25 protein-coding genes are annotated in these 24,720 nt (G+C 66.9%); 9 read left to right on the forward strand and 16 right to left on the reverse strand.

Annotation, left to right across the window (positions count from 1 at the left end; translation table 11 throughout):
- Window positions 1–123 precede the first annotated feature (123 nt).
- Together C1927_RS11355 and C1927_RS11360 are read left to right on the forward strand one after the other, a co-directional pair.
- A complete protein-coding gene (locus C1927_RS11355; RefSeq protein ID WP_108746731.1) occupies window positions 124–1,761 on the forward strand; it encodes a fatty acid--CoA ligase in 1,638 nt (545 codons plus the stop codon).
- Window positions 1,762–1,917: 156 nt separating this feature from the next.
- Window positions 1,918–4,104: a TonB-dependent receptor gene (locus C1927_RS11360; protein WP_108746732.1), complete on the forward strand. Its 2,187-nt coding sequence runs from the start codon at window positions 1,918–1,920 to the stop codon at window positions 4,102–4,104.
- Between the two features lie 121 nt (window positions 4,105–4,225).
- On the opposite strand, the gene C1927_RS11365 is transcribed toward C1927_RS11360, so the two are convergent.
- The 7 genes from C1927_RS11365 to C1927_RS11395 all read right to left on the reverse strand — a co-directional run bounded on the left by C1927_RS11365 (window position 4,226) and on the right by C1927_RS11395 (window position 12,062).
- Complete coding sequence (locus C1927_RS11365) at window positions 4,226–6,595, reverse strand: TonB-dependent hemoglobin/transferrin/lactoferrin family receptor (RefSeq protein ID WP_108746733.1); 2,370 nt, start codon at window positions 6,593–6,595, stop codon at window positions 4,226–4,228.
- Between the two features lie 125 nt (window positions 6,596–6,720).
- Window positions 6,721–8,172, reverse strand: coding sequence for a DUF2271 domain-containing protein (locus C1927_RS11370; RefSeq protein ID WP_108746734.1), 1,452 nt, complete (start codon window positions 8,170–8,172; stop codon window positions 6,721–6,723).
- Between the two features lie 108 nt (window positions 8,173–8,280).
- Window positions 8,281–9,186 carry a hypothetical protein gene (locus tag C1927_RS11375; protein ID WP_079221951.1) on the reverse strand — a complete coding sequence of 302 codons (906 nt, stop codon included), beginning with the start codon at window positions 9,184–9,186 and terminating at the stop codon, window positions 8,281–8,283.
- A gap of 30 nt (window positions 9,187–9,216) precedes the next feature.
- The gene (locus C1927_RS11380; RefSeq protein ID WP_108746735.1) at window positions 9,217–10,014 is read right to left on the reverse strand and encodes a DUF4198 domain-containing protein; all 798 of its coding nucleotides are present in this window, start codon (window positions 10,012–10,014) and stop codon (window positions 9,217–9,219) included.
- A gap of 166 nt (window positions 10,015–10,180) precedes the next feature.
- Window positions 10,181–10,471: a hypothetical protein gene (locus C1927_RS11385; protein ID WP_108746736.1), complete on the reverse strand. Its 291-nt coding sequence runs from the start codon at window positions 10,469–10,471 to the stop codon at window positions 10,181–10,183.
- Window positions 10,472–10,529: 58 nt separating this feature from the next.
- Window positions 10,530–10,838, reverse strand: a complete 309-nt coding sequence (locus C1927_RS11390) for a YrhB domain-containing protein (RefSeq protein WP_159095352.1) — start codon at window positions 10,836–10,838, stop codon at window positions 10,530–10,532.
- Between the two features lie 36 nt (window positions 10,839–10,874).
- Entirely contained in the window at window positions 10,875–12,062 is a 1,188-nt protein-coding gene (locus C1927_RS11395) for a YbfB/YjiJ family MFS transporter (protein WP_108746738.1), read from the reverse strand.
- Between the two features lie 156 nt (window positions 12,063–12,218).
- Between C1927_RS11395 and C1927_RS11400 the strand changes: the two genes are divergently transcribed.
- The 3 genes from C1927_RS11400 (at window position 12,219) to C1927_RS11410 (ending at window position 14,107) form a co-directional block, all read left to right on the forward strand.
- Window positions 12,219–12,824 (forward strand): TetR/AcrR family transcriptional regulator, encoded by a 606-nt coding sequence (locus C1927_RS11400; protein WP_108746739.1) that lies wholly within the window; start codon window positions 12,219–12,221, stop codon window positions 12,822–12,824.
- Between the two features lie 99 nt (window positions 12,825–12,923).
- Window positions 12,924–13,607, forward strand: a complete 684-nt coding sequence (locus C1927_RS11405; RefSeq protein WP_108746740.1) for a type 1 glutamine amidotransferase domain-containing protein — start codon at window positions 12,924–12,926, stop codon at window positions 13,605–13,607.
- Between the two features lie 104 nt (window positions 13,608–13,711).
- Window positions 13,712–14,107, forward strand: a complete 396-nt coding sequence (locus C1927_RS11410; RefSeq protein ID WP_108746741.1) for a hypothetical protein — start codon at window positions 13,712–13,714, stop codon at window positions 14,105–14,107.
- Between the two features lie 18 nt (window positions 14,108–14,125).
- Here C1927_RS11410 and C1927_RS11415 read toward each other — a convergent pair whose 3' ends face one another.
- Complete coding sequence (locus C1927_RS11415; protein WP_108746742.1) at window positions 14,126–16,321, reverse strand: TonB-dependent siderophore receptor; 2,196 nt, start codon at window positions 16,319–16,321, stop codon at window positions 14,126–14,128.
- A 204-nt stretch (window positions 16,322–16,525) separates the two neighbouring features.
- Between C1927_RS11415 and C1927_RS11420 the strand changes: the two genes are divergently transcribed.
- The gene (locus C1927_RS11420; protein ID WP_108747831.1) at window positions 16,526–17,182 is read left to right on the forward strand and encodes a TetR/AcrR family transcriptional regulator; all 657 of its coding nucleotides are present in this window, start codon (window positions 16,526–16,528) and stop codon (window positions 17,180–17,182) included.
- On the opposite strand, the gene C1927_RS11425 is transcribed toward C1927_RS11420, so the two are convergent.
- Window positions 17,179–17,610 (reverse strand): hypothetical protein, encoded by a 432-nt coding sequence (locus C1927_RS11425; RefSeq protein WP_237772056.1) that lies wholly within the window; start codon window positions 17,608–17,610, stop codon window positions 17,179–17,181. The genes C1927_RS11420 and C1927_RS11425 overlap by 4 nt on opposite strands.
- A 178-nt stretch (window positions 17,611–17,788) precedes the next feature.
- Here C1927_RS11425 and C1927_RS11430 point away from each other — a divergent pair, with 178 nt between their 5' ends.
- Window positions 17,789–18,715: a GAF domain-containing protein gene (locus C1927_RS11430; RefSeq protein ID WP_108746743.1), complete on the forward strand. Its 927-nt coding sequence runs from the start codon at window positions 17,789–17,791 to the stop codon at window positions 18,713–18,715.
- Between the two features lie 13 nt (window positions 18,716–18,728).
- Here the strand turns inward: C1927_RS11430 and C1927_RS21420 are convergent, their stop codons facing one another.
- From C1927_RS21420 to C1927_RS11445, 3 genes are all read right to left on the reverse strand, one after another.
- A complete protein-coding gene (locus C1927_RS21420; protein WP_159095353.1) occupies window positions 18,729–19,166 on the reverse strand; it encodes a hypothetical protein in 438 nt (145 codons plus the stop codon).
- A gap of 32 nt (window positions 19,167–19,198) precedes the next feature.
- Window positions 19,199–19,750: a cysteine hydrolase family protein gene (locus C1927_RS11440; RefSeq protein ID WP_079221962.1), complete on the reverse strand. Its 552-nt coding sequence runs from the start codon at window positions 19,748–19,750 to the stop codon at window positions 19,199–19,201.
- Window positions 19,751–19,949: 199 nt separating this feature from the next.
- A complete protein-coding gene (locus tag C1927_RS11445) occupies window positions 19,950–20,609 on the reverse strand; it encodes an NAD(P)H-binding protein (protein ID WP_079221963.1) in 660 nt (219 codons plus the stop codon).
- A 368-nt stretch (window positions 20,610–20,977) separates the two neighbouring features.
- On the opposite strand from C1927_RS11445, the gene C1927_RS11450 reads away from it, so the two are divergent.
- Window positions 20,978–21,379 carry a response regulator gene (locus C1927_RS11450; RefSeq protein ID WP_079221964.1) on the forward strand — a complete coding sequence of 134 codons (402 nt, stop codon included), beginning with the start codon at window positions 20,978–20,980 and terminating at the stop codon, window positions 21,377–21,379.
- A gap of 29 nt (window positions 21,380–21,408) precedes the next feature.
- Entirely contained in the window at window positions 21,409–21,603 is a 195-nt protein-coding gene (locus C1927_RS11455; protein WP_079221965.1) for a hypothetical protein, read from the forward strand.
- Between the two features lie 16 nt (window positions 21,604–21,619).
- Here the strand turns inward: C1927_RS11455 and C1927_RS11460 are convergent, their stop codons facing one another.
- From C1927_RS11460 to cho, 4 genes are all read right to left on the reverse strand, one after another.
- On the reverse strand, window positions 21,620–21,934 hold the full coding sequence (locus C1927_RS11460; protein ID WP_108746745.1) for a hypothetical protein: 315 nt from the start codon (window positions 21,932–21,934) through the stop codon (window positions 21,620–21,622).
- A gap of 6 nt (window positions 21,935–21,940) precedes the next feature.
- Window positions 21,941–23,104 carry a zinc-dependent alcohol dehydrogenase gene (locus C1927_RS11465; RefSeq protein WP_108746746.1) on the reverse strand — a complete coding sequence of 388 codons (1,164 nt, stop codon included), beginning with the start codon at window positions 23,102–23,104 and terminating at the stop codon, window positions 21,941–21,943.
- 99 nt (window positions 23,105–23,203) lie between these two features.
- On the reverse strand, window positions 23,204–23,680 hold the full coding sequence (locus C1927_RS11470) for a YetF domain-containing protein (RefSeq protein ID WP_079221968.1): 477 nt from the start codon (window positions 23,678–23,680) through the stop codon (window positions 23,204–23,206).
- 78 nt (window positions 23,681–23,758) lie between these two features.
- Window positions 23,759–24,616: an excinuclease Cho gene (gene cho, locus C1927_RS11475; RefSeq protein WP_079221969.1), complete on the reverse strand. Its 858-nt coding sequence runs from the start codon at window positions 24,614–24,616 to the stop codon at window positions 23,759–23,761.
- Window positions 24,617–24,720 lie beyond the last annotated feature (104 nt).

Genomic DNA, 24,720 nt, shown 5'->3' on the forward strand with positions numbered 1-24,720 from the left:
GCGAGATTAGCAAAACATCCGCAGCCGGGCACGGGTACCTAGGTACGCTGGTGCGTGCGTGCCGGGTTGCTAGTGTGGCTGCATGAAGAACGGCCGCCGATGCGCCGCCCACAAGGACCGTCCATGCCCTCCACCACCGCTGCACCCGAAGCACATGCCTACCCGTTGTTGATCAAGCAGCTGCTGCTCACCCCGTTGGCGGTGAACCCGGGGCAGGAAATCGTCTACGGCGACAAGGTGCGCTTCGACTACCGCACCCTGCAGTCGCGCATCGGCCAGCTGGCGGGTCTGTTGACTTCGCTCGGAGTGAAGCCCGGTGACACCGTGGCGGTGATGGACTGGGACAGCAACCGCTACCTGGAGGCCTACTTCGCGGTGCCGATGATCGGCGCGGTGCTGATGATGGTGAACATCCGCCTGGCGCCGGAGCAGATCGCCTATACCCTCAACCACAGCGGTGCGCGGGTGATCCTGGCCAACCGCGAGTTCCTGCCGGTGCTGGACGGCATCGAGGAACACCTGCCCGACCTGCGCACGCGCATCCTGCTGGATGATGCCGGCGGAGAGCTGCCGGCGGGTTTCGTGACCGAGTACGAGGCTGGCCTGCGCGACGCCACTGCTGTTACCGCGTTCCCGGATTTCGACGAGAACACGCGTGCCACGATGTTCTACACCACCGGCACCACCGGCCTGCCCAAGGGCGTGTACTTCAGCCACCGCCAGCTGGTGCTGCACTCGCTGGCGGCGATGGCCGCGTTGGGCAATGCCGCCAGCCAGGGCCGGATGCACCGGGGTGATGTCTACATGCCGATCACCCCGATGTTCCATGTGCATGCCTGGGGCGTGCCTTACGTCGCGACGCTGATGGGCATCAAGCAGGTCTATCCCGGCCGCTACCTGCCCGGCAACCTGCTGGCGCTGATTGCCCGCGAGAAGGTGACCTTCTCGCACTGCGTGCCGACCATCCTGCACATGCTGCTGGAACATCCCAGCGCGGCGCAGACCGATCTGAGCCACTGGAAAGTCATCATCGGCGGCGCGGCACTGCCGCGGGCACTGGCGCAGCGTGCGCTGGCGCTGGGCGTCGATATCTTCGGGGGTTACGGCATGTCCGAGACCTGCCCGTTGTTGACCCTGGCGCAGATCGACGTTGACGCGCTGGACGATGCTGGCGAGGCGCTGTCGCTGCGTACCAAGGCGGGCATCCCGGTGCCGCTGGTCGACCTGCGCATCGTCGATCCGGACCTGCAGGACGTGGCCCACGACGGCATCGCCACCGGCGAGGTCGTGGTGCGTGCGCCCTGGCTGACCCAGGGCTACCTGCACAACCCCGATGCATCGGCGGCCCTGTGGGCGGGTGGTTACCTGCACACCGGCGATATCGGCAACATCGATGCGGGCGGTTACCTGCGGGTGACCGACCGCATCAAGGATGTGATCAAGACGGGTGGCGAGTGGATCTCCTCGCTTGCACTGGAGGACATCATCGCCCTGCACCCGGCAGTGAACGAGGTGGCGGTGATCGGGATCGCCGACACGAAATGGGGCGAGCGTCCCCTGCCACTGGTGGTGCGCCATGCAGGCAGTGAAGTGGACGAGGCGGAGATCATCGAGCTGATCGCCGCGCGCAGCCGTGCTGGTGATCTGTCGCGCTATGCGATTCCCGAACGGGTCGCGTTCGTGGATTCGCTGGAACGTACCAGCGTGGGCAAGATCAACAAGAAGAAGCTGCGGGGCATGCATGACCCGAGCATCGTTTGATGCTGTGGCAGATGCCACCCTTGGTTGGCAAGGACAGGTGGTCCTGCCATGAATCCTGCTCATGGCTGCTGCAACAACATTCCGCTGCTGCGCGCGGGCCGGGGTCGATAGAGTTGCTCGGGCAGGACGCCCCTCGACCCCTGAAGGAATGGAAGCGTGCAAACCCACCCCGCCGCCCCGCCACGGCGAACCCTGGCCGGGAGCTTGGCCCTGGGCATCAGCCTGTTGGTCGATACTGGACACGCCCAGCCTGCTGAACCGCCTGCACGGGATACCCGCGCGACCGACCTGCAGGCGGTCAAGGTCACCGGCCCCTCTGCGGCGGACCTGCGCCGCGACGACCCCACCCTGCGCGTCAGCATCGGCCGCGAGGACATCCTGCGCCACCACGATGACCGGCTCGGCAGCGTGCTGCGCCGCCTTCCCGGCGTCACGGTCACTGCCGATGGCATCCGCATGCGCGGGCTGGGTGGCGACTACGTGCAGATCCTGATCGATGGTGACCCGGCGCCCGCGGGGTTCTCGATCGATTCGATCTCGCCAGAGCTGGTCGAGCGCATCGAGATCCTGCCGACGGCGGTCGCCGAGTACAGCACGCGGTCGATTGCCGGCACCATCAACATCGTCGTGCGCCGCACGGGGGAGGCGCGCCAGCGCACGCTCAAGCTCAGTGCGGCACAACTGGGCGGCGGCATCACGCCCGCGGCCACCCTGCTGCTGTCGGGCAAGCAGCAGGGCCTGGCGTGGTCGGTGAGCGGTACGGCGTCGGCCCCGAAGGAGCGCCGCGCTGCGACGATCGATGACCAGGCCAGCGACGCCCTGGGGGCGGTGCTGTACCAGCGCCGTACGCGCGAGCGCTATGACGGCCAGACCAGCACCTTCAATGCTGCGCCGAAGCTGACGTGGACGCTTGGCGAGCGCGACGAGGTCAGCTGGCAGAGCCTGCTGCAGTACAGGAAGGAAGCCTGGACCCGCGATCGCAACGAAGCCGTGCGTGAGGGTGGCCCGAGCGAGTACACGCGCAACCGCTGGATCAACGACGCGCGCACGTGGACGGCCAAGACCGATGGCCAATGGAAGCGCCGGATCGGTGATGACGATACGTTGGAGATGAAACTGGGGGTGATGCACTTCAGCCGTGACATCGACTTTGGCTTTCTCGGCTTTGCGCCCGCAGGCGACTTCGCACTGGACCGCAGCGTGCGCACGCAGGCAACCCACACGGCCTACTCCAGCACCGGCAAGTACATCAGCGGTGTCAGCGAACGGCATGATCTGGCCTTCGGCTGGGATGGTGGTTATACCGAGCGCAACGAACATCGCGTGCAGCGCGACCAGTCCGCCGATGGACGTCCCCTGGGGCTGATCGATGACGATTACCAGGCCGATATCCGCCGCCTCGCGCTGTTCGCCCAGGACCAGTGGCGCACCTCGCCACGCCTGCAGACCTACCTAGGCCTGCGCTGGGAGGGCCTGGAAACCGCAGTGGGCAGCCGCATCACGGGTACCCTGCACAACCGTTCGAGCGTGCTCAGCCCCATCGCACAATGGGTGTTCAAGCCCTCGCTTTCCAGCAAGGACCAGTTCCGCCTGGGCCTGGCGCGCACGTTCAGCGCGCCGCAACCATGGCAACTGCTGCCGCGCCGGTATTCGGTCAACAACAGCAATGGCCCGACCAACCCTGACCAGCAGGGCAACCCCGCGCTGCGCCCGGAAATCGCCTGGGGCCTGGATGCCAGCTACGAGCATTACATCGGCAAGGATGGCTTGGTCAGCCTGGGGGCGTATGCGCGCCGCATCGATGATGTGATCCTGCGCTCGCTGTACGTGCAGGACGGGCTGTGGACCACCACGCCCTACAACGCTGGCAGGGCACATACCCATGGGCTGACCCTCGATGTGCGCTTCGCACTCGCCGACCTTCTGCCGACCGAGGCCGATGTCCAGTTCACGGCGAACCTGACCCGCAACGTGTCACGCGTGGCGTCCGTGCCTGGGCCGGACAACCGGCTGGCCGACCAGACGCCCCTGAGCGGGAACGTGGGGCTGCATTGGCAGGCATCGAAGCGGTTCTCCAGCAGTGTGGACTACAGCTACAGTGGCGGCGGCACGAACCGTCTCAGCGCCGAGTGGACGCGGGCATCGACGCCCGAGCGCACGCTGGATGTTGCTGCCGACTGGAGGCTGGACGACGCCAGCCGGTTGAACCTGTCGCTGTCCAATGTACTGCAGCAGCGGCAGGGCTCGCGCACGTTGTATCGGGATGCAGATGGCGCGGTGTCGCGCTACACCGGCAGCGACAGCAGGATGGGAATCAAAGTCCAGTATGAGAGGACGCTGTAGATCCACGCCGTGCGTGGATGGTCTCCGGCGGTTCATCCACGCGTGGCGTGGATCTACCAAGGCGGGTGCCATGCCCAGTAGATCCACGCCGTGCGTGGATGGCTTCCGACCCCTGCTCGGCTTACAGGAAGTCGTAGCTGAGGGTGAAGCGCACGTTGCGACCCGGCTGCGACCAGCGGCCGATGCCATCAGGGCTGGTTGCCCCCTGGAAGATGGCCGTGCCGGCGCCGGCGGTGCGCACGCGGTTCCACAGGTAGTATTCCTTGTTGAAGACGTTGTAGACACCGGCGGTGAGGTTGATCTTCGGGGTGATCGCGTAGCTGCCGAACACATCCAGCAGCGTGTACTCGCGGGCCTTGTAGGCGTAGACCGGCACCACTTCCACGCCGTAACTGCCGTTGGTGATGCTCCTGCCGTAATCCGAGGGATCCTTGCGCTGCTGGTGGGTGACGTTGGCGGTGACGCTCCAGCGTCGCGACGGTGCGTTGTAGGTCAGGCCGCCCACCGCCTTGGCAGGGATGATGCTGGCCAGCGGTTCGCCGTCGTTGTCGGTGCCTTCGTTGTACGAATAGGCCACGCGGGCCAGCCAGTCATCGGCCAGCAGCCACATGCCCTCCGCTTCCACGCCCTTCACTTCCACGTTGCCGCGGTTGATCGGCATGGTGTAGGTGTAGCCGTTGGTGACCGTGGTGACGCCACGGGTGGTGGTGCTGTACTGGGTGCCCGCATCGGCGACGAACTGCGCGGTGTCGATGAAGTTGCTGTACTTGTCACGGAACACTGAGGCGCCCAGGCGCAGGCGGTCGCTCTGGTAGCGCCAGCCCAGTTCCAGGTTCAGGCTGCGCTCGGCATCCAGGTCCGGGTTGCTCTTGCCATCGGGCACGGTGACGGTCGCGCCGTCGGACACGCGGGTCACTTCGGTGGTGGACGAGGTGCCGTACATGTCATTCACGCCCGGCGCGCGGAAGCCACGGCCGCCCTGCACCCACAGCGACTGGGTGTCGGTGAACTTGAACTCCGCGCCGAGGTTCCAGGTGGGCGAGGAGAACTTCGAGACGCCGACGCTGCCACCGCCATCTTCGTAGCCGGACTGGCCGTTGCCGCTGGCCGAGGTTTCCGGGGTGTACTTGTAACTGTCGTAGCGCAGGCCGCCGGTCAGGCTGAGGCGGTCATCGAGCAGGCGCACGCGGTCACGCACATAGGCGGTCAGGTCGGTCTCGCGGGTGTCCGGCCACAGCGACGGATCGGTGTCACGGGTGAACAGGCTGCCATCGTTGCCCCAGCGCGAATCCACCGAGTTCCAGTGGATCTTCGCCTGCTGCCAGGCTGCGCCGTACACGATGTCATGGCGCAGGCCGCCAGCCTCCACGCTCTTGTCGAAATCCAGGGCGACGCGGTTGCGCTTCTGGGTATCCCAGCGGTCTTCCTGGCGCGAGCACGGGTCGGTGATCGAGCAGCGGGTGCCATAGGTCGCGGCGGTGCCGTTGGCGACCAGCACGTTGGTCTGGCCCTGGATGTAGTTCTTCTGGTGGTCGGCGGTGGCTTCCATGCTGTCAAACAGCGCGTTGCCTGCCCGCCAGGTGTACTTCAGGCCATAGCGGTCACGGTCGCTGCGGTCTTCGGCGCTGCGGAAGTAGTATGAGCCGGTGCCGTCGCTGCGGGTCCAGTTGTCGACATCATTGGTGGCACGGGCCCGCTCATACACCACGCCCAGGGTCTGGGTATCGGTGGCCAGGAAGTTGACCTTGAACAGCAGGTTGTCGCTTTCGCGGTCCACCGGATCCGGCGTGCGGCGCCCCGGGCCCAGCCGGTCGAGGGTGGTGTCGTACCAGGATTCGGTTTCGTGGCCATCACGCTTGGTATAGACCAGCAGCGATTCGAACCTGCCGGTGCGGTTGGCCAGGGTCAGCGAGCCCATGTTCTCGTCGCTGGATCCGGTATAGCCGTACTTCACCGAGCCGAAGCTGTCGTTGCCACTGGCCTTGAGGAAGTCGGCCGGATCCTTGGTGGTGAACATCACCGCGCCGCTGAGTGCGCCGCTGCCGGCGGTGATGGCGTCGGCCCCCTTGATGATCTCTACCGTCTTGACGGCCTCCAGATCGACGCTGCCGCGACCGGAACGGAAGAATTCGTACGGCTGGTAGCTGCCCGGGTCCATGCTCTGCGGGAAGCTGAGGCCATCCAGCGTGATCGACACGCGGTCGGCTTCCAGGCCCCGGATGTTGAAGCCGTTGAACCCGGCGCGCCCGAGGTCGACCATTTCCACGCCGGGCACGTAGCGGATGGCGTCTTCCATGCTCTGCGCGCCCTGCTGCCGCAGGTTTTTCGCCGAAAGCGTGGTGACGTTCTGGTTGTCGGACTTCTTGCGCGTCTCGGTCACCTGGATGGTGTCGAGGGTGCTGTCGGCTTCAAGCGCCGCCGCGCGGGCGAGCGTGGGCACGGCAAGGCTGGTGGCGACGGCCAGGGCCAGCAGCGAGGGTTTCATGTTCATCGGAGACTCCGCATTTGTGGAAGGTAGTGGTGCCGCGGGCGGGTGGCGCCCGGGCGTTCCTGGCTGCGGAGCGCCGGGGTGCGGCGCGGTCTGCGTTGCTGGGAGTAATCGGGAAAGAACGGTGGCTAGGGCTTTGAGACCTGCACGGTGCCGATCTCGCTGCTGCCGTGCGCCTGCGTGGGCAGGTCGCTGCCCTGGCCGGTATCGATGGGCACGGAGAGGAATTCGTGGCCACCGCCTTGGCGCGCCGCCTCGACCTGCAGGCGGTACGCGCCCGGCGGCATGGCCTGGCCGCGGTCATCGCGCCCATCCCACGCCACCGAGTAGTGGCCCGGCAGGCGCGTGGGCCGCGCGATGCCTTGGATCGCCGGTAGATCGTCGCGGCCATAGCGGCGCCACCATTGCGGCAGGTCCTGCAGGTAACGCGAGCGCTCGCCGAGGACCAGCAACTGGCGCACCGGGCTGCCGTCGTCGCGGGCGATCCACAGTGCCAGGTACGGTGCGTGGTAGCGCTCGCTGGCCAGCGAGGGCACCTGGTAATCAATGACCAGCCGTTCGGGAGCGACGGTCGTGCCGCTTGCCGGCAACAGCAGGTCGGGCCAACGCTGCGAGGCGAAGGCCGTGCCGGTATCACTGAGGATCAGCGCGGCGACATCCGGCAGCGCATCGGCCAGCTCCAGGCCGGAGCGGATCGGCATCACCGACAGTGCGGTGGCCAGCGCATCGGCACTGCTGGCATCGGGCGCCACGACGGTTGCAGACGGTGCGAACTGCATCGGCCAGCCCGACCAGGGATCAAGGATGTGGCTGTAGTGCCGGCGGCCTACCGTGTAGCCGCGCGTGGCATGGCCGCTGGCGGCGATGGCCTGCGAGCGCAGGCCCACGGTGGCCAGTGCGGCGCGATTGTCACGTGGCGCACGCGCATCGGCCACGCCCACCGGCCAAGCCTGCCCTGCCCCATCGGCCTCCCAGTAGCGGGCATCGCCGCCGATATCCAGCCCGATGGCGGTGGCCGCCGGTGCGGCAGCGCGGGCAGCGGCCAGGGCGCGATCAATGATGTAGCCCTTGGCCAGCGCGTCCACGTCGAAGATCACCGCGGGTGGGCGCGCCACCGGCTGGCGATCGTCCAGGCGGACCTCAGCGGCGTTCGCGTCCGAGGCCAGTGCTCGCAGGGCTTCGCGCGTCGGCAGGACGCCGCTGTCCTGGGCCTGCTGCCAACGCTGGGCAAGTCCGCCCAGGCGGCAGCTGAAGAGTCCTTCGGTGCGCGCCCGCCATTCCTCGCACAGGCGCAGCACGGCGCGCAGGTCGTGGGACAGATCCTGCGGCGCGGTCGTGGCATTGAAGCGACTCAGCTCGCTGTCCGCACGCCAGCGGCTGAGCAGCGTGTCCAGCCGCTCGATCTCGGCCAGCGCCGCACGGCCGGCGGCCGCCGCCTGGGCTGCAGGCGCGTCGATGCGCAGGTCGAGCGAGGTGCCGAGCACATCATCGCGATGCAGCTCGGCCGCACCCGCGGCGACGGAAGGCAGGCCGCCCAGGGCCATGCAGGTCGCCAGCAGAAAGAGGGAACATCGCTTCATCGAAGGCTCGATCAGGCACAGCGTTGCCCAGCCGGTCCAGGGCGGACCGGTGGATGAACGCAACGAAGGGGAAGACAGCGGGCCACCCCGTTCGGGTGGCCCGGACCATCAGCGGCGCGGTTCGGGCGCGGGCAGCCGGGCGTCGACAGCGTCGACCACGCCGTCCTTGTTGCGATCCGCGGTTTCGAACAGGCGCTTGCCCGACACCTGGTACTCGGCGAAGGTCATATGGCCATTCTTGTCCGCGTCGAGCACGGCAAAACGCACGTGGACCTGGCGATCGCCGCCTTGGTCCAGTGCATCGATGCGACGATCCACGCGCGTCTCGAACTCGGCCAGGTACTCATCCAGGGCCAGCTGGCCATCGCCGTTGCTGTCGGTACGGGCGAACTGTGCATCGCGTACGCGCTCGTACTCGGCACGCTCGACCTTGCCGTCGCCGTTCTCGTCGTACAGCTCCAGGAAGCCGGCCGCGGTATGGCTGGTGGGCATGCCGATGCGGCTGCGGCGCTGGTTGTCGAAGCGCTGGGCACCGGCGGCGGTCTTTGCTTCCCGCTCCGGTGCGGCCTTGCTTTCACTCGTTCTGCTGGCCAGCGCCTTCTGGCCGCCCTGCCAGGTCTTTTCACCAGCAACATCGAACTCGGCGCGCGACACCTGCCCACTCTTGTCGGTGTCCAGCGCGGCAAAGCGGGCCTTGGTCTGTTCAACCTGGGCGGCACGCTCGCGCTCGATCTCGGCCGCAACCCGGGCGTCGAACTCGGCCACGTACTCGGCCTCCTCCACGGTGCCGTTGCGGTCGGTATCGGTGGCGTCGAAGCGGGCGCGGCGGAACGTCTCGAACTCCTGCCACGTCACGCGGCCATCGGCGTTGTCGTCATGCTCGGCGATGAAGGCCAGCACGTTGTTGCCATGGCCGCCCACCAGCGGGCGCGGGCCGGGCGCGGTCTGTGCGGATACAGCAGAAGAAAGCAGCAGCGCGGCAACGCACGCACTGGCAAGCACGGTGGTTTTCATGTCGACCTCGAAGGCGGTGTTACGGGGAAATCAGGGATTGAGCACGCGGAACGTGAGCGTCACGCTGTTGCTGTACTCGGCCACCGGTGCACCGGCCGGTGCGGCCGTACGGTGGCGGGTCAGCGCGACCCAGGTGCCGGCGGCTGACAGCGGGAAGCGCACGTGTCCGGCAGCATCGCTTTTCAGGTTGACCACCTGCGGCGTGCGATCCGAACTCCACACCGCCTCGGTGATCTCCACGGCCTGGTCGGCCAGCGGTGCGCCCTCGTACTGCACGACGAACTCGAAGGCTTCGCCCACGTACAGATCGCTGGGATGGGTGACCGGCACCAGCTCCACCCCCTTGTTGCGCGGCGCCAGCGCGGCGCGGTCCGGGGCGCCCACGGTGATGTAGCTGTCAGCCTGGGTAAGCGACTGGAAATCGGAGATCACCTTCGCCCCGGCCGGAATCTTCACCGCCGGGTCGCGCGAGCTCTCGCGCTTGCCGTTGCGTTCCCAGGTACGGAACAGCGCGCCCAGGCGCGGGCCGGTGCTGAGGCGGTAGGTGCCCGTTCCCGCCGGCAGCGTGTACTCGGCCACGGTGCGGGTTTTCATCACCTGCGACGCCAGCGGCGCCTGCGTGCCGTCCGGGCCGGTTACCGTGAACTGGCTGTCATCGAACGCAGTTTCCGGAATGAAGAAGGTCTCGGCAAACGAGGCGTCCATGGCAATCGTCTGCCCCGCCCGTGGCGCGAAATTGCTGGGCACCAGATAAGGCGTGTGGGCGTATGCCGGCAGGGATGCAGCCATCGCCAGCGCGGCGGCGGCGAGCAGGGAAAGAGTCTTCATGGGGCCTTCGTGTCGGTGAGCGTGGGCGCTGGCGAGACGAAGGTCCGGGGCTGGCGGACGGAATGCTATGCCAAATGCGATTGGTTATCAATTGGTGAAATCTGGCGAAATGTATCGTTGTCGCCGGCAACGTATCCGTGCCTTCCGCAAGGTGCCTGGGCGGTGGTCAGGCGCGCACCAGCGCCATCCATCGGTAGCCGACATACACGCCACCCGCAACAATCGGCGCCAGGCTGAGCCACAAGGGCAGTTTGAAGGCGAACAACAACAACGCCGCAGCAGCCAGCGCAAGGATGGAAATCGCAATCACCCAGCCATTGAACACGACCACATCGGCTGCGTCCTCGCCCCAGCGGTTCGAGGCCCGCCCCCTTGCTTCACGCTGGCGGCGCAGCAGCCAGACATCAGTGAAGAAATCCGCAATGCCTTCCAGCAGGTCAACGATGAAGCCCGGCATGGTCAATCCTTGAGCGTTGGCGCGTGGTGCCGATCTTCATCGTCGGCTCGGCGGGGCGTCAAGTGTCCGAGGGCTCGCGGAAGCCGCGTTCCGCCAGCCACGCGTGCCAGTGCTGCCAGGTAGGGAGCGAATGCAATGTGCCTGTGCGCTCGATGAAGATCGGCCCGTTGCCCGCGATGATCGGCGCGTCCTCGTCGCCTGCTGCGAACGCGGCAGTGCCGTAGAAGAACAGCCAGCCGCCCGGGTACTCCTCGGTGAGGCTGTCGAGGACCACGAAGGTCAGCATCGGCTCCCCTTCGTATGCCGGCTCCCTCACGAGCGATTGCGCCGCCAGGGCGCGTGCGGTGGCAAACCCGATTTCGTTCATGGCCGTTTCCATGGTGCGGGGCGGTGTGCAGGCAGGTCAGGTGAGGTGCCGCACCTGGCGGTCGGCCGCATACAGTAGCAGTGCGCCGCAGCCCATCAACACCGCCGTCGCCAGCAGTGCGCCCTGGTAGCTGCCGGTCGCCCTGGCCATGTACCCGGCGATGATCGGCCCGACGATCTGGGCCACGCCATAACCCAGCGTGATGCGCGCCATCGCCCTGGAGGGGTTGGATGGCACATGGCGGCCAACCAGGGCCAGGGTCAGGCTGACGATGCCCACGAACGTAGCGCCAAACAGGGCCGCCGACAGCAGATTGACCGGCGCGCTGGACGATACGGCAGGCAGCAGCATGCCCGCGCCCTGCAGCACATAGGCCAGAAGCAGCGCCCGGGTTGCGCCGAAGCGGCGGGCGACGCGGTCCCAGATGAAGGTGGACGGCAATGCAGCCACGCCGACGATGACCCAGACCCAGCCGCCCCTGCCCTGCAGCAGGGGCAATCGTTCGAGGATGGCAACGATGAAGGTGGCGCCGATGACGAACCCGAAGCCCGCACACATATAGGCTGCATTGAGCAGGCGCATCCAGTTGCGCGACGCCGAGGGCGGTGGCGCGGCCTGTGCAGCGGCGGTGGGCGATGCAGGTACCGGAGCGGGCATCCACAACCAGGCGGGCACGAAGAACAGCAGGCCGAGCACGCCGAGCGCGATCCACTGCCCGGACCAGGGCAGCGCCGGCAGGGTCAGGACCACCGCCGCACCGGACACCACGATGCCCAGCCCCATGCCGGTGAAGTGCAGGCCCAGGTCCGGGCGGCGCCCGTGCTGCAGCAGCCAGTTCAGCACCAGGCCCGAGGCCAGCAACAGCCCGGCCACGCTGGACAGGCCCGACAGGAAACGCAGCACGCCCCAGGCCACGGGGTTGCTGGTCAGGCCCATGGCCGCGGTACTGGCCACCGCCACCACCAGGCCGATGCGATAGAGCACGTAGCGCCGGCGCAGATCGCCGGCCATCGCGGCCAGCACGGTTCCGGACATGTAGCCGGCATAGTTGATGGCGGCCAGCCAACCTGCGGCGACATATCCCAGCCCCGCCTGCGCCTTCATGATCGGCAGCATGGGCGTATAGGCGAAACGGGCGAGGCCCACGGTGAGGACGAGTGCGCAGATGCCAGCGAAGATCACCCGGTGCGGCGTGTCATGGGGCGCACTTCCAGGGAAGGTCATCGTGTTCCGTAGCGGCTGCCAGCGTTGCTGGAACCTAGCACCGGCATCGGTACCCGGGCCATGCCGCGAAAGTAGGGTCTGGCGATGCTGAACGGAAAATGCGCGTACCGCACAGCCCACTAGACGACCGGTCTAATCGAGCGTATCGTCGCTCCCATGAACACCGCCACCGACACCGCAGGCACCGACGTCCGCCAGAAGATCCTGGCCAGCGGCCGCCGCACCATGGGCGGCAAGGGCTTCTCGGCGGTCGGCCTGAACGAGGTGCTGACCGCGGCCGGCGTGCCCAAGGGCTCGTTCTACCACTACTTCGGCTCCAAGGAAGCCTTCGGAGAGGCCCTGCTGCAGGACTACTTCGACGAGTACCTGGCCGAAATGGACCAGATCTTCCGCGCCGGCGGCCAGACCAGGGCCCAGCAGCTGGACAGCTACTTCGCCGCGTGGATGGCCAGCCAGTCCTTCGAGGACTGCCAGGGCAAGTGCCTTGCGGTGAAGCTGGGTGCGGAAGTTGCGGACCTGTCGCCGGCGATGCGTGCGGCGCTGCGCAGCGGCACCGCCGGCATCATCCAGCGGCTGGCACGGGCGATCGAGGACGGCCAGGCCGATGGCTCGCTGGCCTGCAGCGGCGATGCGGCCGCGCTGGCGCAGAGCCTCTACCAGCTGTGGCTGGGCGCCAGCATCATGGTCAAGATCGTGCGCGGGCCGCAGCCCTTCGACAACGCGCAGCGTGCCACCCGACAGATCCTGCATCCCTCACGCTGAGCGAGGGGTGCGTACGCCACACTTCCCGCGAAGTGTTTTTTGGCGGCCGGGCGCTAGACGACCGGTCTACTGCACCACTCTCCCAACAGGAGCACCACCATGAAAGTCCTCATCGTTCTGACCTCGCACGACCAGCTGGGTGACACCGGGCACAAGACCGGGTTCTGGCTGGAAGAACTGGCTGCGCCCTACTACGCCTTCAAGGATGCGGGTGCGGAGATCGTGCTGGCCTCGCCCAAGGGTGGCCAGCCGCCGCTGGACCCGAAGAGCAACGAGCCGGCGTTCCAGACCGAGCTGACCCATCGCTTTGAAGCCGACGCCGCCGCCAAGGCGCAGCTGGCCGCCACCGTCCGCCTGGACAGCGTCAATGCCGTCGACTTCGACACGGTGTTCTACCCGGGCGGCCACGGTCCGCTGTGGGATCTGGCCAACGACACCCATTCCATCGCGCTGATCGAAGCGTTCGTTGCCAGTGGCAAGCCGGTCGGCCTGGTCTGCCATGCGCCGGGCGTGCTGCGCCAGGTCAAGGCACCCGATGGCAAGCCGCTGGTCGCCGGCAAGCAGGTCACCGGCTTCGCCAACACCGAGGAGGACGCCGTCGGCCTGACCAACGTCGTGCCCTTCCTGGTGGAGGACATGCTGAAGGACCTGGGCGGTGACTACAGCAAGGGCCCGGACTGGGGCTCGTATGTGCTGCGCGATGGCCTGCTGGTCACCGGCCAGAACCCGGGCTCGTCGGCTGAAGCGGCTGCAGTGCTGATCCAGGCTGTGGCCAAGGCCTGAACCCGATGAAGGGGCGATCCGGCAGGCATGTCCGGATCGCATCCCTCCCCCATGCTACGGTGCGCGCAGCGGCAACCTGCAGAGCCCCAGGCCGGGAGGTTCCCATGACGCGCACCCAAGCGATACCCACGGCGGCCACCGGCACGGTCCCGCCCGACCTCTTCGGCGCCCTGCGGCAGATGCTGCTGCGCCATGGCGACGGCCTGCTCGTCGTCCACGATACAGACCAGCATTTCTACGCCAATTGCCGCAGGCCGGGCGCCAACGGCAAGGCGCAGTTCTTCGCTGCAGTGAAAGTATCGGGGCGCAGGCACGCCTTCCACCTGATGCCCGTCTACGACTTTCCCGAGCTGCTGGCAGGCATCAGCCCCGCACTGAAACAACACATGCAGGGCAAATCCTGCTTCAACTTCTCGCACTGGGACGACGCGTTGCTGCAGCAACTGCAGGCGCTGGTCGACCAGGGCGCCGCGCGTTACGTGGCCGAAGGCAGGCTCTGAAGCCTGCGCTCCCTCCCATCAGAAATCGACGGTGGCCGACACCGTGAAGGTCCGCGGTGCACCCAGCGCCAGGCTGGACAGCAAGGGCTGGCCCCAGTAGGCCGTGTTGGTCAGGTTGTTGATCGTGCCGCGCAGGGTCAGCGGGCGACCGGAGAGCCGGGTCGCGTAGCGCGCTCCGAGGTCGTACACGGTGTGCCCGGCCACCCACTGCGCGTTGTCGGCACTGATGAACTGCCGGGACATGGAGGTGATGCCCGCATTGAGGCTGAAGCCTTCCAGCATCGGCAGATCCCATTCGGCGGTGATCTTGCCCTGCACCTTCGGCAGCCCGGTGGCCAGCTTCCCTTCGTTGATGCCACTCTGGGTACGCGTGAGCTTGGGCTGCACGTAGGCCACGCCGCCCATCAGGCGTACACCGTCCAGCGGTGAACCGAAGAAGCTCCAGTCCGCGCCGCGGTTGCGCTGTTCGCCGCCGAACGAATAGATGTTCGAGACCGGATCGGTGTAGCCATTGGGCCGCTTGATCTCGAACAGGCTGAAGGAATGTGCGAAGCGGCCCGCATCGAGCTTCAGGCCGACTTCTTTCTGCCGGGTCTTGAACGGCGGGAACACTTCGCCGGCATTGGCGGCCGTGGTCGGCGCGGTCGCGCCCTGGCTGAGGCCCTCGATGCTGTTGGCATACAGCGATACGTTGCCGCCCAGCTTGAACAGCACCGCGGCGGCCGGGGTCGTGGCGCTCTGCTTGTAGCGCGAAGACAGTGCACCGGTGTTGATGTCGAACGCATCACTCTGCACCTGCTGGCGACGCACGCCCAGCGTGACCTGCACGCGATCGTCGGCAAACCCCAGGGTATCGGCCACGCCTACGCTGCGCAGCTTCACCTCGGTATGCATGATGTGCGGGGTGATGAACGGGGGCGCCTCATTCCAGGTGGGCGCGTAGAGGTTGGTCACCCAGCTGGCCTCGGGCACGCTGCGGCGGCCGTAGTCATCCTGTTTGTGCTGGTAGGCGGTCGCATTGGCGGCCAGCTGGTGGCTGACCGGCCCAGTGCGGAAGCTGCCACGCACGCCCACATCAGCCGACTGCTTGCGGGTGTGGAAGGCGAGCTGGGCCACGGTGGTGCGGAAGTCACCGGCGTCGTTGAGCACCAACGCACTGATGGCACCGTTGTAACTGTAGTCCGTCTCGCTGGCACCGAAGGCCGCATAGCCCATCAGGTGATCGTTGAAGTCGACTTCACCGCGCAGGATCGCGCCCTTGTCACGGCTCTCCACCCTGCCCCATTCGGGGTTGATGAGCACATCGGCGCGCGGCGGCTTTGGTACCGCCACGCCAACATCCAGGCTGACGCCGCGGGTTGGGCCATGGATGAGATCCTCGGCAGTGTAGAGGTCCAGCGATGCACGGCTGCGCTCACCGCGCCAGTCCAGGGCCAGCGAGCCCAGCTGGTAGGCCTTGTCCTGGTGGCGGATGGCGCCCTCGCCTTCGCGGTGCACGCCGTTGACGCGCACGCCCCACTGATTGCGGTTGCCGAAGCGGCGGCCGACATCCACATGGCCGCCGAACTGCGCGTCGGAGCCATGGTCCACGCTCAGCCGGGTCAGCGGCGTATCGTCCGCACGCTTGGGAATCAGGTTGATGGTGCCGCCTACCGAGCCGCCCGGTGGCATGCCGTTGAGCAGCGCCGACGGTCCCTTCAGCACGTCGATCCGCTCGAACATTTCCGGCGACGTGCGATAGAACGGCGCCATGCCGAACAGTCCGTCCACGGTCATGTCGGTGGTGCTGGAGGCGAACCCGCGGATGGCGTAGTTCTCGCTCCACGCGCCGGAGGCATTGTTGGTGAACACCGTCGGATCTGCCGCCGCGATGACCGAGGTGATGTCACGTGCCTGACGATCGGCGATGTAGGCCTCGGTGTAGCTGATGGTGTTGAACGGCGTATCCATGAAATCGCGGTTGCCGAGCAGGCCCACGCGCCCGCCCGACGCCACCTGGCCCCCGGCATAGGGATCGGTGACGGTGCGGCGCTCGTGCACGTTGACCGAATCGAGAGTGGACACCTGCGGCGCGCGATCGGCGGCGGCAATGGCCTGGGCCAGCACCGAAGGCGCGGGAAGGATGAGAACGCCGCCCAGCGCAAGCAGCAGCGGGGTGGCTCGGCCTGCACGCAGGCAGGACAAGGGAGCATGGCAACGGACATCGGACGTCATGGGTGTACCTGGGTATGACGAGGCCTGCGCCCTGGCAATGGGCCCGGCGGATGCGGGATGGGCGGGTGCAGGCGGGGTTGCTGGCTGGGCCGATGCCTGGCTGGGAGCGGTGAGGCGCAATTGCTACGATCACGCCGCGCGCAGGTGGTGCGCTGCGTGGTGCGATTAATTATCATTACTATAAAATAAATGGTCAAGCCGCCGATGAAAGACAGCGAACAGGCACCGACGCGCGGACGCCCGAAGAAGCTCAGCCATGCACGCATCGTCGAGGCCGGCATGGCCATGGGGCTGCGCGACCTGACCTTCGTCGGGCTTGCGGGGGCACTCGGGGTGACCCACATGACGCTCTACAACCACATCGCCAGCCTGGAGGCGCTGAAAGTCGCGGTGGCCGAAGCCATCTTCGAGCGCTGGCAGATGCCACCTGTCGAGCGGGGTGATGGGCAGGCGCTGCCGGACTATCTGATCGACTTCATCGCTTCGCTGCGCGATCTGGTGATCGCACACCCCGGGCTGACCCCTTACCTGCTGCGCCGCTCGGTGGCGTCACCCACGATGAGTGCGCGCATCGCCGGGCACCAGAGCGAGGTTGCAGCGGCGTATGCCCTGCCGGTGGAGCAGGCACGCTGGCTGATGTCGACCGTGGCGTTCCATTGCATCGCCGTGGCCGACACGCTGTATGCCGGCGCGGGCAAGGACGCGGTGCCCGCAGGAACGCGCGCGCGCGACGCCAGCGAGGTCGACCGCGAGTTCGCCCAGGGCATGCATGCATTGGCGCTGGGGGCGCTGCAGATCCTGCGCAGCGGCGTGGACCTGCAGTCGCTGTCGCTGCCGCCGCCCGCGGCAAAGAGCGGCTAGCGCTCGCGGCAGCGCAGCCAGCCGCCCGCAGGGGCCGAGATCTGTTCCCACCCGTTGGCCAGCCGGCGGAAGGCCTGCCCGCCAATGCAGGCCGTGCCGGTGCGCTTGGCCTCGGCCGAACCGAGCGCCGGCAGCACGCCCACCTCGGCGGACGGACCGGGACGACCGGCCTGGCGCGCTTCGTTCTGCAGGATGCCGGCTTCAACGCTGGCGCAGTACGCCTTCATGCCGGGATGCGGGTGGTTCGGCCAGGCGTACTGGTCGCAGTTGAACGGCGTCGTGCTCTTGGCCATCGAGTTGTGCGCCGGCCGGGGTGCTGCGGGCAGCGGCCTGGGCGCAGGCCCGGTGGCAGAACGGATCTGCTGTGCAGCCGCAGGCAACGCTGCAGCCAGCAGCCAACCCGACAGCAGCAAGGGGCGAACAACCATGGCGTGTCCTCTTTCCATGAGTGGGCAGTGCGAAGGCCCTGCGGCGTGACGCATCACGCTTCCGGCCGGTCCATGCCGACGATTCTGCCCGAAACCCGGGCCGCTGCGGGGGTGGTTCATCCATTGGACGCCGGCCTGTTCTAGCATGGGCCACGTCCTTTGACTGCCCAGGATCACCATGACGGATCATTCTTCTGCCGCATTCACTGAAACCGAACGCCAGCACGCGCTGGATGCGCTGCACGTGGTCGGCAGCCTGCCCGAGCCGGCCTACGATGACATCGTGAAGGTGGCCGCCGCCGTCTGCGGTACGCCGATGGCGCTGGTGACCCTGATCGATCGTGACCGCCAATGGTTCAAGGCGCGCATCGGCGTGGAGGGCAGCGAAACCGACCGCGACGTGGCGGTGTGCGACCACGCGATCCGCCAGCCCGATCAGTTGCTGGAAGTGGGCGACCTGAAGCAGGACAGCCGCTTCGTCGACAACCCGGTGCTGAACGAGATGGGCGCGCGCTTCTATGCGGGCATGCCGCTGGTCACCCGCGAGGGCGCGGCGGTGGGCAGCGTCTGCGTGGTGGACCTGACGCCGCGTTCGCTCAGCGCCGAGCAGCGTGACGCCCTGCAGGCCCTGGCCCGGCTGACCATGACCCTGATGGAAGCGCGCAGCCGCGAGCGCGAGCAGGAAGTGGCGACCATCCTCGAACAGAGCCCGCTGGTGGAAGCCGCACACGCCACCACCGGCACCGCCTGCACCGTGGTCATCCTCGAGCTGCAGGACCTGGCGGCCCTGGCCGAGCAGATGGGCGAGCGCAGCCTGGAGCGCCAGCTGCAGCAGCTGGACGTGGCGCTGGAACAGTGCCTGGACGCCACGCGCGGCGACAGCATCAACCGGGTCACCGGCAGCGGCGAGTTCATCGCGGTGCTGGGCAGCGACCAGGCCAGCGACACTCTGGCGGCGCTGCAGGCGGTGGCCGACGATGCCTCCTCGCGGCTGGCCCGGCCGCTGCTGCTGGGCGCCGCCGGCGGTACCGGCGAGGAAAGCACCAGCGCGGTGTTCCTGCGCGCCGACCGTGAACTGAGCGCGCGCAAGGACGAGCAGCGCTGAGGCTGCGCAGGTCTCAGTCGAACCAGAGCATCGTGGCCGGCCCGCTGCAGTCTGCAGGCAGGGGGTCGGCCAGGCTGCCCGGCAATGCGGACAGTGCGCCGCTGCCAAAAGTATGCGTCGTGCCGAAGGCCACACCCTTGCCGGTTCGGGTGTAGCGCACGCCCACGGCCACGCCGTCCTTTCTTTCCAGCTCGAAGCCGTCCGGCCACAGCGCCAGAAGGCGCTGACCCGATCCAGTAACGAAGTAGACGCACGAGCCGATGGGCTCGATGGTGCCGATGGAAGCAGCGGTCAACCAGACCGTCGACGCTTCAGGCGTCAGCGTTACCGCCCGCAGCTGTGGCGCAGGATGGCGATCACCGCCCCCCGTTGTGCTGCAGCCTGCCACTGCGGACAGCAGCATCAGCACAAGGCTGTTGCGGAGTGTCCGTGTCTGGGTCATCGGTCCCATCTGCCCTCCTGGCTGACTTCGTTGACTGGAGCTTACCCTGCCGCGAACGTGCAGTCTGCGCTGGCGACGAGGCTGACAAACGCCCCGCGCAGCGTGGCGTTGTGATGCTCGACGATGGTCTGCGCCTCAAGCACGGCCGAATCGGTGGTGGTGTGCGCGTCGGCCACCAGCACGGCCGCAACGCCGAGGTCGCGCGCGGCGCGGCAGGTGGTATCCACGCAGTAGTCGGTCTTCATGCCGACGATGACCAGTTCTTCGACGCCGGCCGCGGCCAGTCGCTCGACCAGGCCGGTCTCGAAGAAGCAGCTGGGCCGCGTCTTCTCGAACACGGTGTCGCGCGCCGGATCGATGGCGAGGCCAGCCAGCAGCTGCGACAGCGGGCTGTCGCTGGCAAGCGGCGAGCCTGCGGGGCCGACGTGGCGTGCGGCAAACACCGGGGCATCGGCGGCATGTGCGCGGTCGATCAGCGCATTGATGTTGACCAGGACTTCGTCAGCGCGGTAAGGGCGATGCGCGCCGTTGAACAGGCCGTGCTGCATGTCGATGACCAGCAGGCCGCGGCGGGGGATTCGGGATGGGCTCATGGTGTTTCTCCTGTGGGGTGGGCACGGACGGAGAAACAGAAGACCCCGTCCATGACTGGCGGGGTCCTGAGGGGCGGCGCTACATCACGTCACGTAACGACCTCACGACCTGCCAGGGGCAGTCGTGGTGGTAGTGACGGCGGCGGCGCGGAGGACCATGCGCCCGATGCTGCATCAGCGCGTTGTCGTGGTCAAGCCCTCATGCCGGCGACAGCGCCTGCAGTGCATCGAACACCGGGGTTTCGCCCTCGGTGAGTTCGATGATGCAGCGGCGCAGCTGCGGGTGTTCGATCAATGCCAATAGCGTGGCAGCGACGTCGGCGCGGGCGATGTTGCCGTAGGGAATGGCGAGGCCGGCACGCACCCGGCCCGTGCCCGGTTCGTCGGTGAGCGTGCCCGGGCGCAGGATCACCCAGTCCAGCGGGCTTTCGGCCAGGTGCACGTCGGCACGCTTCTTCACCACCATGTAGTTCTCGAACGTATCCGACAGGTGCTTGCCACGACCGGCTTCCGGGAAGGCCGACACCAGCAGGAAGCGCGGCACGGCCGCGGCCTGTGCCGCGGCCACGGCCAGTTCCAGTCCGCGCCCATCGATGGCGTCGGTCATCGACGCGCCGCCCTTGCCACCGGCACCGGCCGAGAACACCACCACGTCGCAGCCTTTCATCAGCGCCGCCAGCGCGGCGACATCCAGCTGCAGCAGATCGCCCTGCACCGGGCCGGCGCCGAGGGCGGTGAGTTCGGCGGCCTGGTCCTGACCGCGATGCAGGGCCAGTACGCGATGGCCACGTGCGCTGGCCTGCTCGACAAGGGAACGGCCGACCTTGCCGGCTGCGCCGACGATGAATACCTGGCTCATGCTGGATCCTGTGAAGGGGGTGGTCCAGTGTGGCGCGCAGAAAACCAACACAGCGTGATCGCCCGCGATGGCTCCGGTAGATGCCAACCTTGGTTGGCCCCTGGCCCTACGGCCCACCAAGGTGGGCATCTACCAAGGCGGTTTCCGGTGACTGGACGGGCTTCGGTAGATGCCAACCTTGGTTGGCCCCCGGCCCTACGGCCCACCAAGGTGGGCATCTACCAGGGCGGTTCACGTCCGCCCGCCGACTGCGACCCGCATCCATCGGGTCATGCGACCTTCGCGCCGCGCACACGGCAGCCAGCCGCTGGCTTGATGCCCGGAAGCGGAACATAGGGGCAACATGACAATACGAGCACGACCTGCGTATGCAGAAGTATGGAAATGAACAGACGCAGGAGCACTGCCTGTTATTGGTAGAGGATCAGCTGGATCTGGCTGAATTGGTTGAGGATGCGCTGTCCAACGAGGGGAACACCATCACGCACGCTGAAAGCGTATTCGAGGCACTCAGCCTGCTGCGCAACGAGCAGTTCGATGCCGCCATCCTTGATATCGAGCTCGGCGACGGCGTGGTGTTCCCGGTCGCTGACCGGCTGGCGGAGCTGGGCGTGCCCTTCCTGTTCGCCTCAGCCGTCTACGATCAGGTCGTGCCAGCCCGACACCAGAAAGCACGCTTCGTCGCCAAGCCGTTCCACATCCCGCAACTTCAGGAAGCAGTGAACCAGACGCTGGCCCAGAGCCGTGGCAGACAACCGTTACAGCGCTGAAACTGCACCCACCGCAAGGAATTCCTCCGATGAGCAAGCTACCGTTCAACCCCACGGGCGACGCCAGCGACCAGGACAAGGCGCATACGCCGGACAAGGTCCGTACCGACCAGAGCTGGAAGAAAGGCAAGGACATGCCGGAACAGAACGAGACGGCACATCCCGACGACTACGAGCGACCTGAGGTCGATCCAACGGGAGGTCGTCGAGGGTCGAAAGACTGAGCTGCCTCCCTCCCCTTCAAAGACCGTCGAACCAGCTCGCGTACGGCGTATTCTTTGCCAGGTAGCGGTTGTAGTCCTTGCCACCATCTGTCCACCACACCGGGCCACGCTCGCCGAGACCTCGTTTAGCCGCATCCACCGCACGGCGTGCATTCCGCAGCGCCGCCGCTTCTCCGCTCCTCATCGCGGCCTGCACCGCGCGCCGCGCGTCCATCAACGCCGCTACCCACCGCGCACGCTCGGTCGCGGTGAGGTTCGGGTTGGTGGCGCGCCAGAGTCGGCCGCGCACGACGATGTAGCGCTTGTCGGGTGTCAGTGGCGGAGTGCTCATTGCCGGTCACGGGGTCAGCACGATCTTCCGGCAGTCGTCGTCCTTGGCATCGAACATCGCGTAGCCCTGCGCTGCTTCGGCCAGGCTCATGCGGTGCGAGATGATGTTGCCCGGGTCCAGCTTGCCTTCGAGAATGGCGGTCAACAGCTCGGGCATGAGCCCCTGCACATGGGTCTGCCCCATCTTGAAGGTCAGCCCCTTGTCGAATGCATCCCCCAGCAGGAAGCCATGGATGAAACCGGCGTAGACCCCGGGAACGCTGACCACCCCGCCGCGCCGGGCGGCGGCGATGCACTGGCGGATCGCCACGCCACTGCTGCCTTCGAGCTTGACCGCTGTCAGTGCGGTCTCAAGCGAACTACCCTCGGCCTCAAACCCGACGGCTTCAATGCAGGCATCCACGCCCCGGCCGCTGGTCTGGCTGATGATGTAATCCGCCGGATCGTCCACCTTGCCGAAATCGATGGGCGTGACGCCATAGGTGCGTTGCGCGAAGTCCAGGCGATACGGCAGATGGTCCACCATGAAGATGGTTTCCGCACCCAGGAGCCGGCAGCACGCGGCGCTCATCAAACCGACCGGTCCGGCACCGAAGATCGCAACCGTCGAGCCCGCCTTCACCCCTGCATTCAGCGCGGCCTGATAGCCCGTCGGCAGAATATCGGACAGGAACAGCACCTGCTCGTCGGCCACCCCATCCGGAATCCGCAGGGGACCGACATTGGCCTTGGGCACACGCACGAATTCTGCCTGGCCGCCAGCGACCCCGCCGTAGAGGTGGCTGTATCCGAACAATGCGGCTGGTGGCATCAATCCCTTCGCATTGAGCGCCGCGCCTTTGCCTGGGTTGGTGGTTTCGCACGCGGCATACTCCGCCAACTGGCAGTGGAAACACTCGCCACAGGCAATCACGAACGGTATGACCACCCGGTCGCCGGGGCGCACCTGGGTTACGCCCCTGCCAACCTCTTCCACAATGCCCATGAACTCGTGGCCCAGCACATCGCCGGTGTGCAGATCCGGGATCTTCCCCCGGTACAGGTGCAGGTCCGAGCCACAGATGGCGGTGGCGGTGACACGCAGGATGATGTCGTCTTCTGCGGCAAGTACCGGGTCGGGGACGGTCTCAACGCGGACATCCTTACGGCCGTGATAGGTCAGCGCCTGCATCGTCGTTCTCCTGCCGTTGGGGACTGCAGGGTTGCATGGGCACGGCTGTGCCCACGGTGACCTTGTCGTGTGCGGCGTGTGGATTCCACTGTTGCAGCTTCATCGGCCTTCGGCATCCACGGTGATCTCTCCCGAGGTTTCCAGCATGGCCAGTTCGATCTGGTGATGGCCATCGCAGCCTGCCTTGCGCATGGCCACGTCCAGGTCCTCCGGCGCCACATTGCAACGGCGCAATTGCTCCCAGAACACCTTGCCGTTGCGCACCAGCACCACCGGCGCGCCCTCGACCCAGCGATGCAGGCGCCGGCTGCGCGCGGTCACGAAACCCACCAGCCAGTTCAGACCCAGCAACGTGGCGGCAAGGATGAGTCCGCCAAGCAGCGAGGTGTCCTCACCGATCAGCGAGTTCTGCACCGCCGTACCCAGCAGGACGATCACCAGCATATCGAACGGTGCGGACTGCCCGATCGATCGTTTGCCACTGAGCCGCGTCAACAGCAGCACCACCACGTAAACGGCGGTGGCCCGTAGTACGAACTCAAACCACGGCATGCCCAGCTCGAACAGATCGCTCACGGTCTTCTCCCTGCATGGCCTGCACGGAGGGATACAGAACAGGTCGTCCACGCTGCGTGACTCTGTCTACGCGACATGCTATAGCGGGTGCAGGGCCCATTGGCCCAACGACAGCCCCTTGCGAAGGATGCGGTACGCGTCGCGGTCGAACAGCGGATCAGTCCGACGCACGCGCCGGGCAGCGGCCAGGGTCTTCGCGCTGCCGTGATAGAACCACCCATCAACGACGTGGAACTGCCGCATCGCTTCGCCGCGCTCCTCGATGGCCACGGGGCCGGCGTAGGGCCATTCGGCAATCTCCAGCAGCATGAGCGCATCGGCCAGCCGCTGCTGATGCTCGGCAAGGGTCTCGCCGCCGCAGCAGGCACCGGCACACTGGCGCAGCATCGAGCGGAAGCAGGGCCGACCCGCTGGCAGGCGCTCCAGACCCAGCAGCGAATAGCAGAGTCGATTCTCATCCGCCACGCGGCGCAGTGCCTCGCGTGCAGCGCGGGCGCTCGAATAGATGCCGTACAACATCGGCGTGGACGTCAGATCCACCTCTGCCGAGTTCACCACGCTGATCTCGCCGCGGTACAGCCGCATGCTGAACTGGCGCGGCAGCCGCCGAAGCAGCCGGTTGTACAGGGGGCGCTCGGCTTTCACCATGGCTGCCTCCAGCAGCTGCGCGCCCAGATCTCCCGCCATTGGCAGATGGCTTATCCGCTCGGACTGACGCAGCATCGCTGCCTCTTCGGCCGTGCGCAGGTGATCCATCACACGCGTGCGCAGATTGATGCTCTTGCCGATGTACAGGGGCAGGCCACCCTCGCGCCCATGAAAGGTGTAGACCCCCGGTTGGGTTGGGAGCGCCTGTGCCTGCTCACGCAGATGCTCAGGAAAGACATACCCGGCGGCGCGGGCGGAACGTCGCGCGGCCTGCGCGTTGGAAGGCATGGAAGAAGGAATTCAGTGGCAGTTGAACGAGCATCGCATGATAGGCAAGCGCTGCAGGGTCACCAACGCAAACCCGCTCGCGCGGCTGAATGCTTCACGTTGCG

It is taken from the genome of Stenotrophomonas sp. ZAC14D1_NAIMI4_1, assembly GCF_003086775.1.
Classification (GTDB): Bacteria; Pseudomonadota; Gammaproteobacteria; order Xanthomonadales; family Xanthomonadaceae; genus Stenotrophomonas.

What these genes read in the sequence shown, in the direction of transcription:
- C1927_RS11395 (WP_108746738.1), bottom strand. Translation starts at nt 12,062, where the DNA reads ATGACCTTCCCTGGAAGTGCGCCCCATGACACGCCGCACCGGGTGATC.
- C1927_RS11445 (WP_079221963.1), bottom strand. Translation starts at nt 20,609, where the DNA reads ATGAGCCAGGTATTCATCGTCGGCGCAGCCGGCAAGGTCGGCCGTTCC.
- C1927_RS11355 (WP_108746731.1), top strand. Translation starts at nt 124, where the DNA reads ATGCCCTCCACCACCGCTGCACCCGAAGCACATGCCTACCCGTTGTTG.
- C1927_RS11455 (WP_079221965.1), top strand. Translation starts at nt 21,409, where the DNA reads ATGAGCAAGCTACCGTTCAACCCCACGGGCGACGCCAGCGACCAGGAC.
- C1927_RS11420 (WP_108747831.1), top strand. Translation starts at nt 16,526, where the DNA reads ATGAAAGACAGCGAACAGGCACCGACGCGCGGACGCCCGAAGAAGCTC.
- C1927_RS11400 (WP_108746739.1), top strand. Translation starts at nt 12,219, where the DNA reads ATGAACACCGCCACCGACACCGCAGGCACCGACGTCCGCCAGAAGATC.
- C1927_RS11405 (WP_108746740.1), top strand. Translation starts at nt 12,924, where the DNA reads ATGAAAGTCCTCATCGTTCTGACCTCGCACGACCAGCTGGGTGACACC.
- C1927_RS11415 (WP_108746742.1), bottom strand. Translation starts at nt 16,321, where the DNA reads ATGACGTCCGATGTCCGTTGCCATGCTCCCTTGTCCTGCCTGCGTGCA.
- C1927_RS11440 (WP_079221962.1), bottom strand. Translation starts at nt 19,750, where the DNA reads ATGAGCCCATCCCGAATCCCCCGCCGCGGCCTGCTGGTCATCGACATG.
- C1927_RS11375 (WP_079221951.1), bottom strand. Translation starts at nt 9,186, where the DNA reads ATGAAAACCACCGTGCTTGCCAGTGCGTGCGTTGCCGCGCTGCTGCTT.
- C1927_RS11410 (WP_108746741.1), top strand. Translation starts at nt 13,712, where the DNA reads ATGACGCGCACCCAAGCGATACCCACGGCGGCCACCGGCACGGTCCCG.
- C1927_RS11450 (WP_079221964.1), top strand. Translation starts at nt 20,978, where the DNA reads ATGCAGAAGTATGGAAATGAACAGACGCAGGAGCACTGCCTGTTATTG.
- C1927_RS11465 (WP_108746746.1), bottom strand. Translation starts at nt 23,104, where the DNA reads ATGCAGGCGCTGACCTATCACGGCCGTAAGGATGTCCGCGTTGAGACC.
- C1927_RS11380 (WP_108746735.1), bottom strand. Translation starts at nt 10,014, where the DNA reads ATGAAGACTCTTTCCCTGCTCGCCGCCGCCGCGCTGGCGATGGCTGCA.
- C1927_RS11425 (WP_237772056.1), bottom strand. Translation starts at nt 17,610, where the DNA reads ATGGTTGTTCGCCCCTTGCTGCTGTCGGGTTGGCTGCTGGCTGCAGCG.
- C1927_RS11430 (WP_108746743.1), top strand. Translation starts at nt 17,789, where the DNA reads ATGACGGATCATTCTTCTGCCGCATTCACTGAAACCGAACGCCAGCAC.
- C1927_RS11460 (WP_108746745.1), bottom strand. Translation starts at nt 21,934, where the DNA reads ATGAGCACTCCGCCACTGACACCCGACAAGCGCTACATCGTCGTGCGC.
- C1927_RS11370 (WP_108746734.1), bottom strand. Translation starts at nt 8,172, where the DNA reads ATGAAGCGATGTTCCCTCTTTCTGCTGGCGACCTGCATGGCCCTGGGC.
- C1927_RS21420 (WP_159095353.1), bottom strand. Translation starts at nt 19,166, where the DNA reads ATGGGACCGATGACCCAGACACGGACACTCCGCAACAGCCTTGTGCTG.
- cho (WP_079221969.1), bottom strand. Translation starts at nt 24,616, where the DNA reads ATGCCTTCCAACGCGCAGGCCGCGCGACGTTCCGCCCGCGCCGCCGGG.
- C1927_RS11385 (WP_108746736.1), bottom strand. Translation starts at nt 10,471, where the DNA reads ATGCCGGGCTTCATCGTTGACCTGCTGGAAGGCATTGCGGATTTCTTC.
- C1927_RS11365 (WP_108746733.1), bottom strand. Translation starts at nt 6,595, where the DNA reads ATGAACATGAAACCCTCGCTGCTGGCCCTGGCCGTCGCCACCAGCCTT.
- C1927_RS11390 (WP_159095352.1), bottom strand. Translation starts at nt 10,838, where the DNA reads ATGAACGAAATCGGGTTTGCCACCGCACGCGCCCTGGCGGCGCAATCG.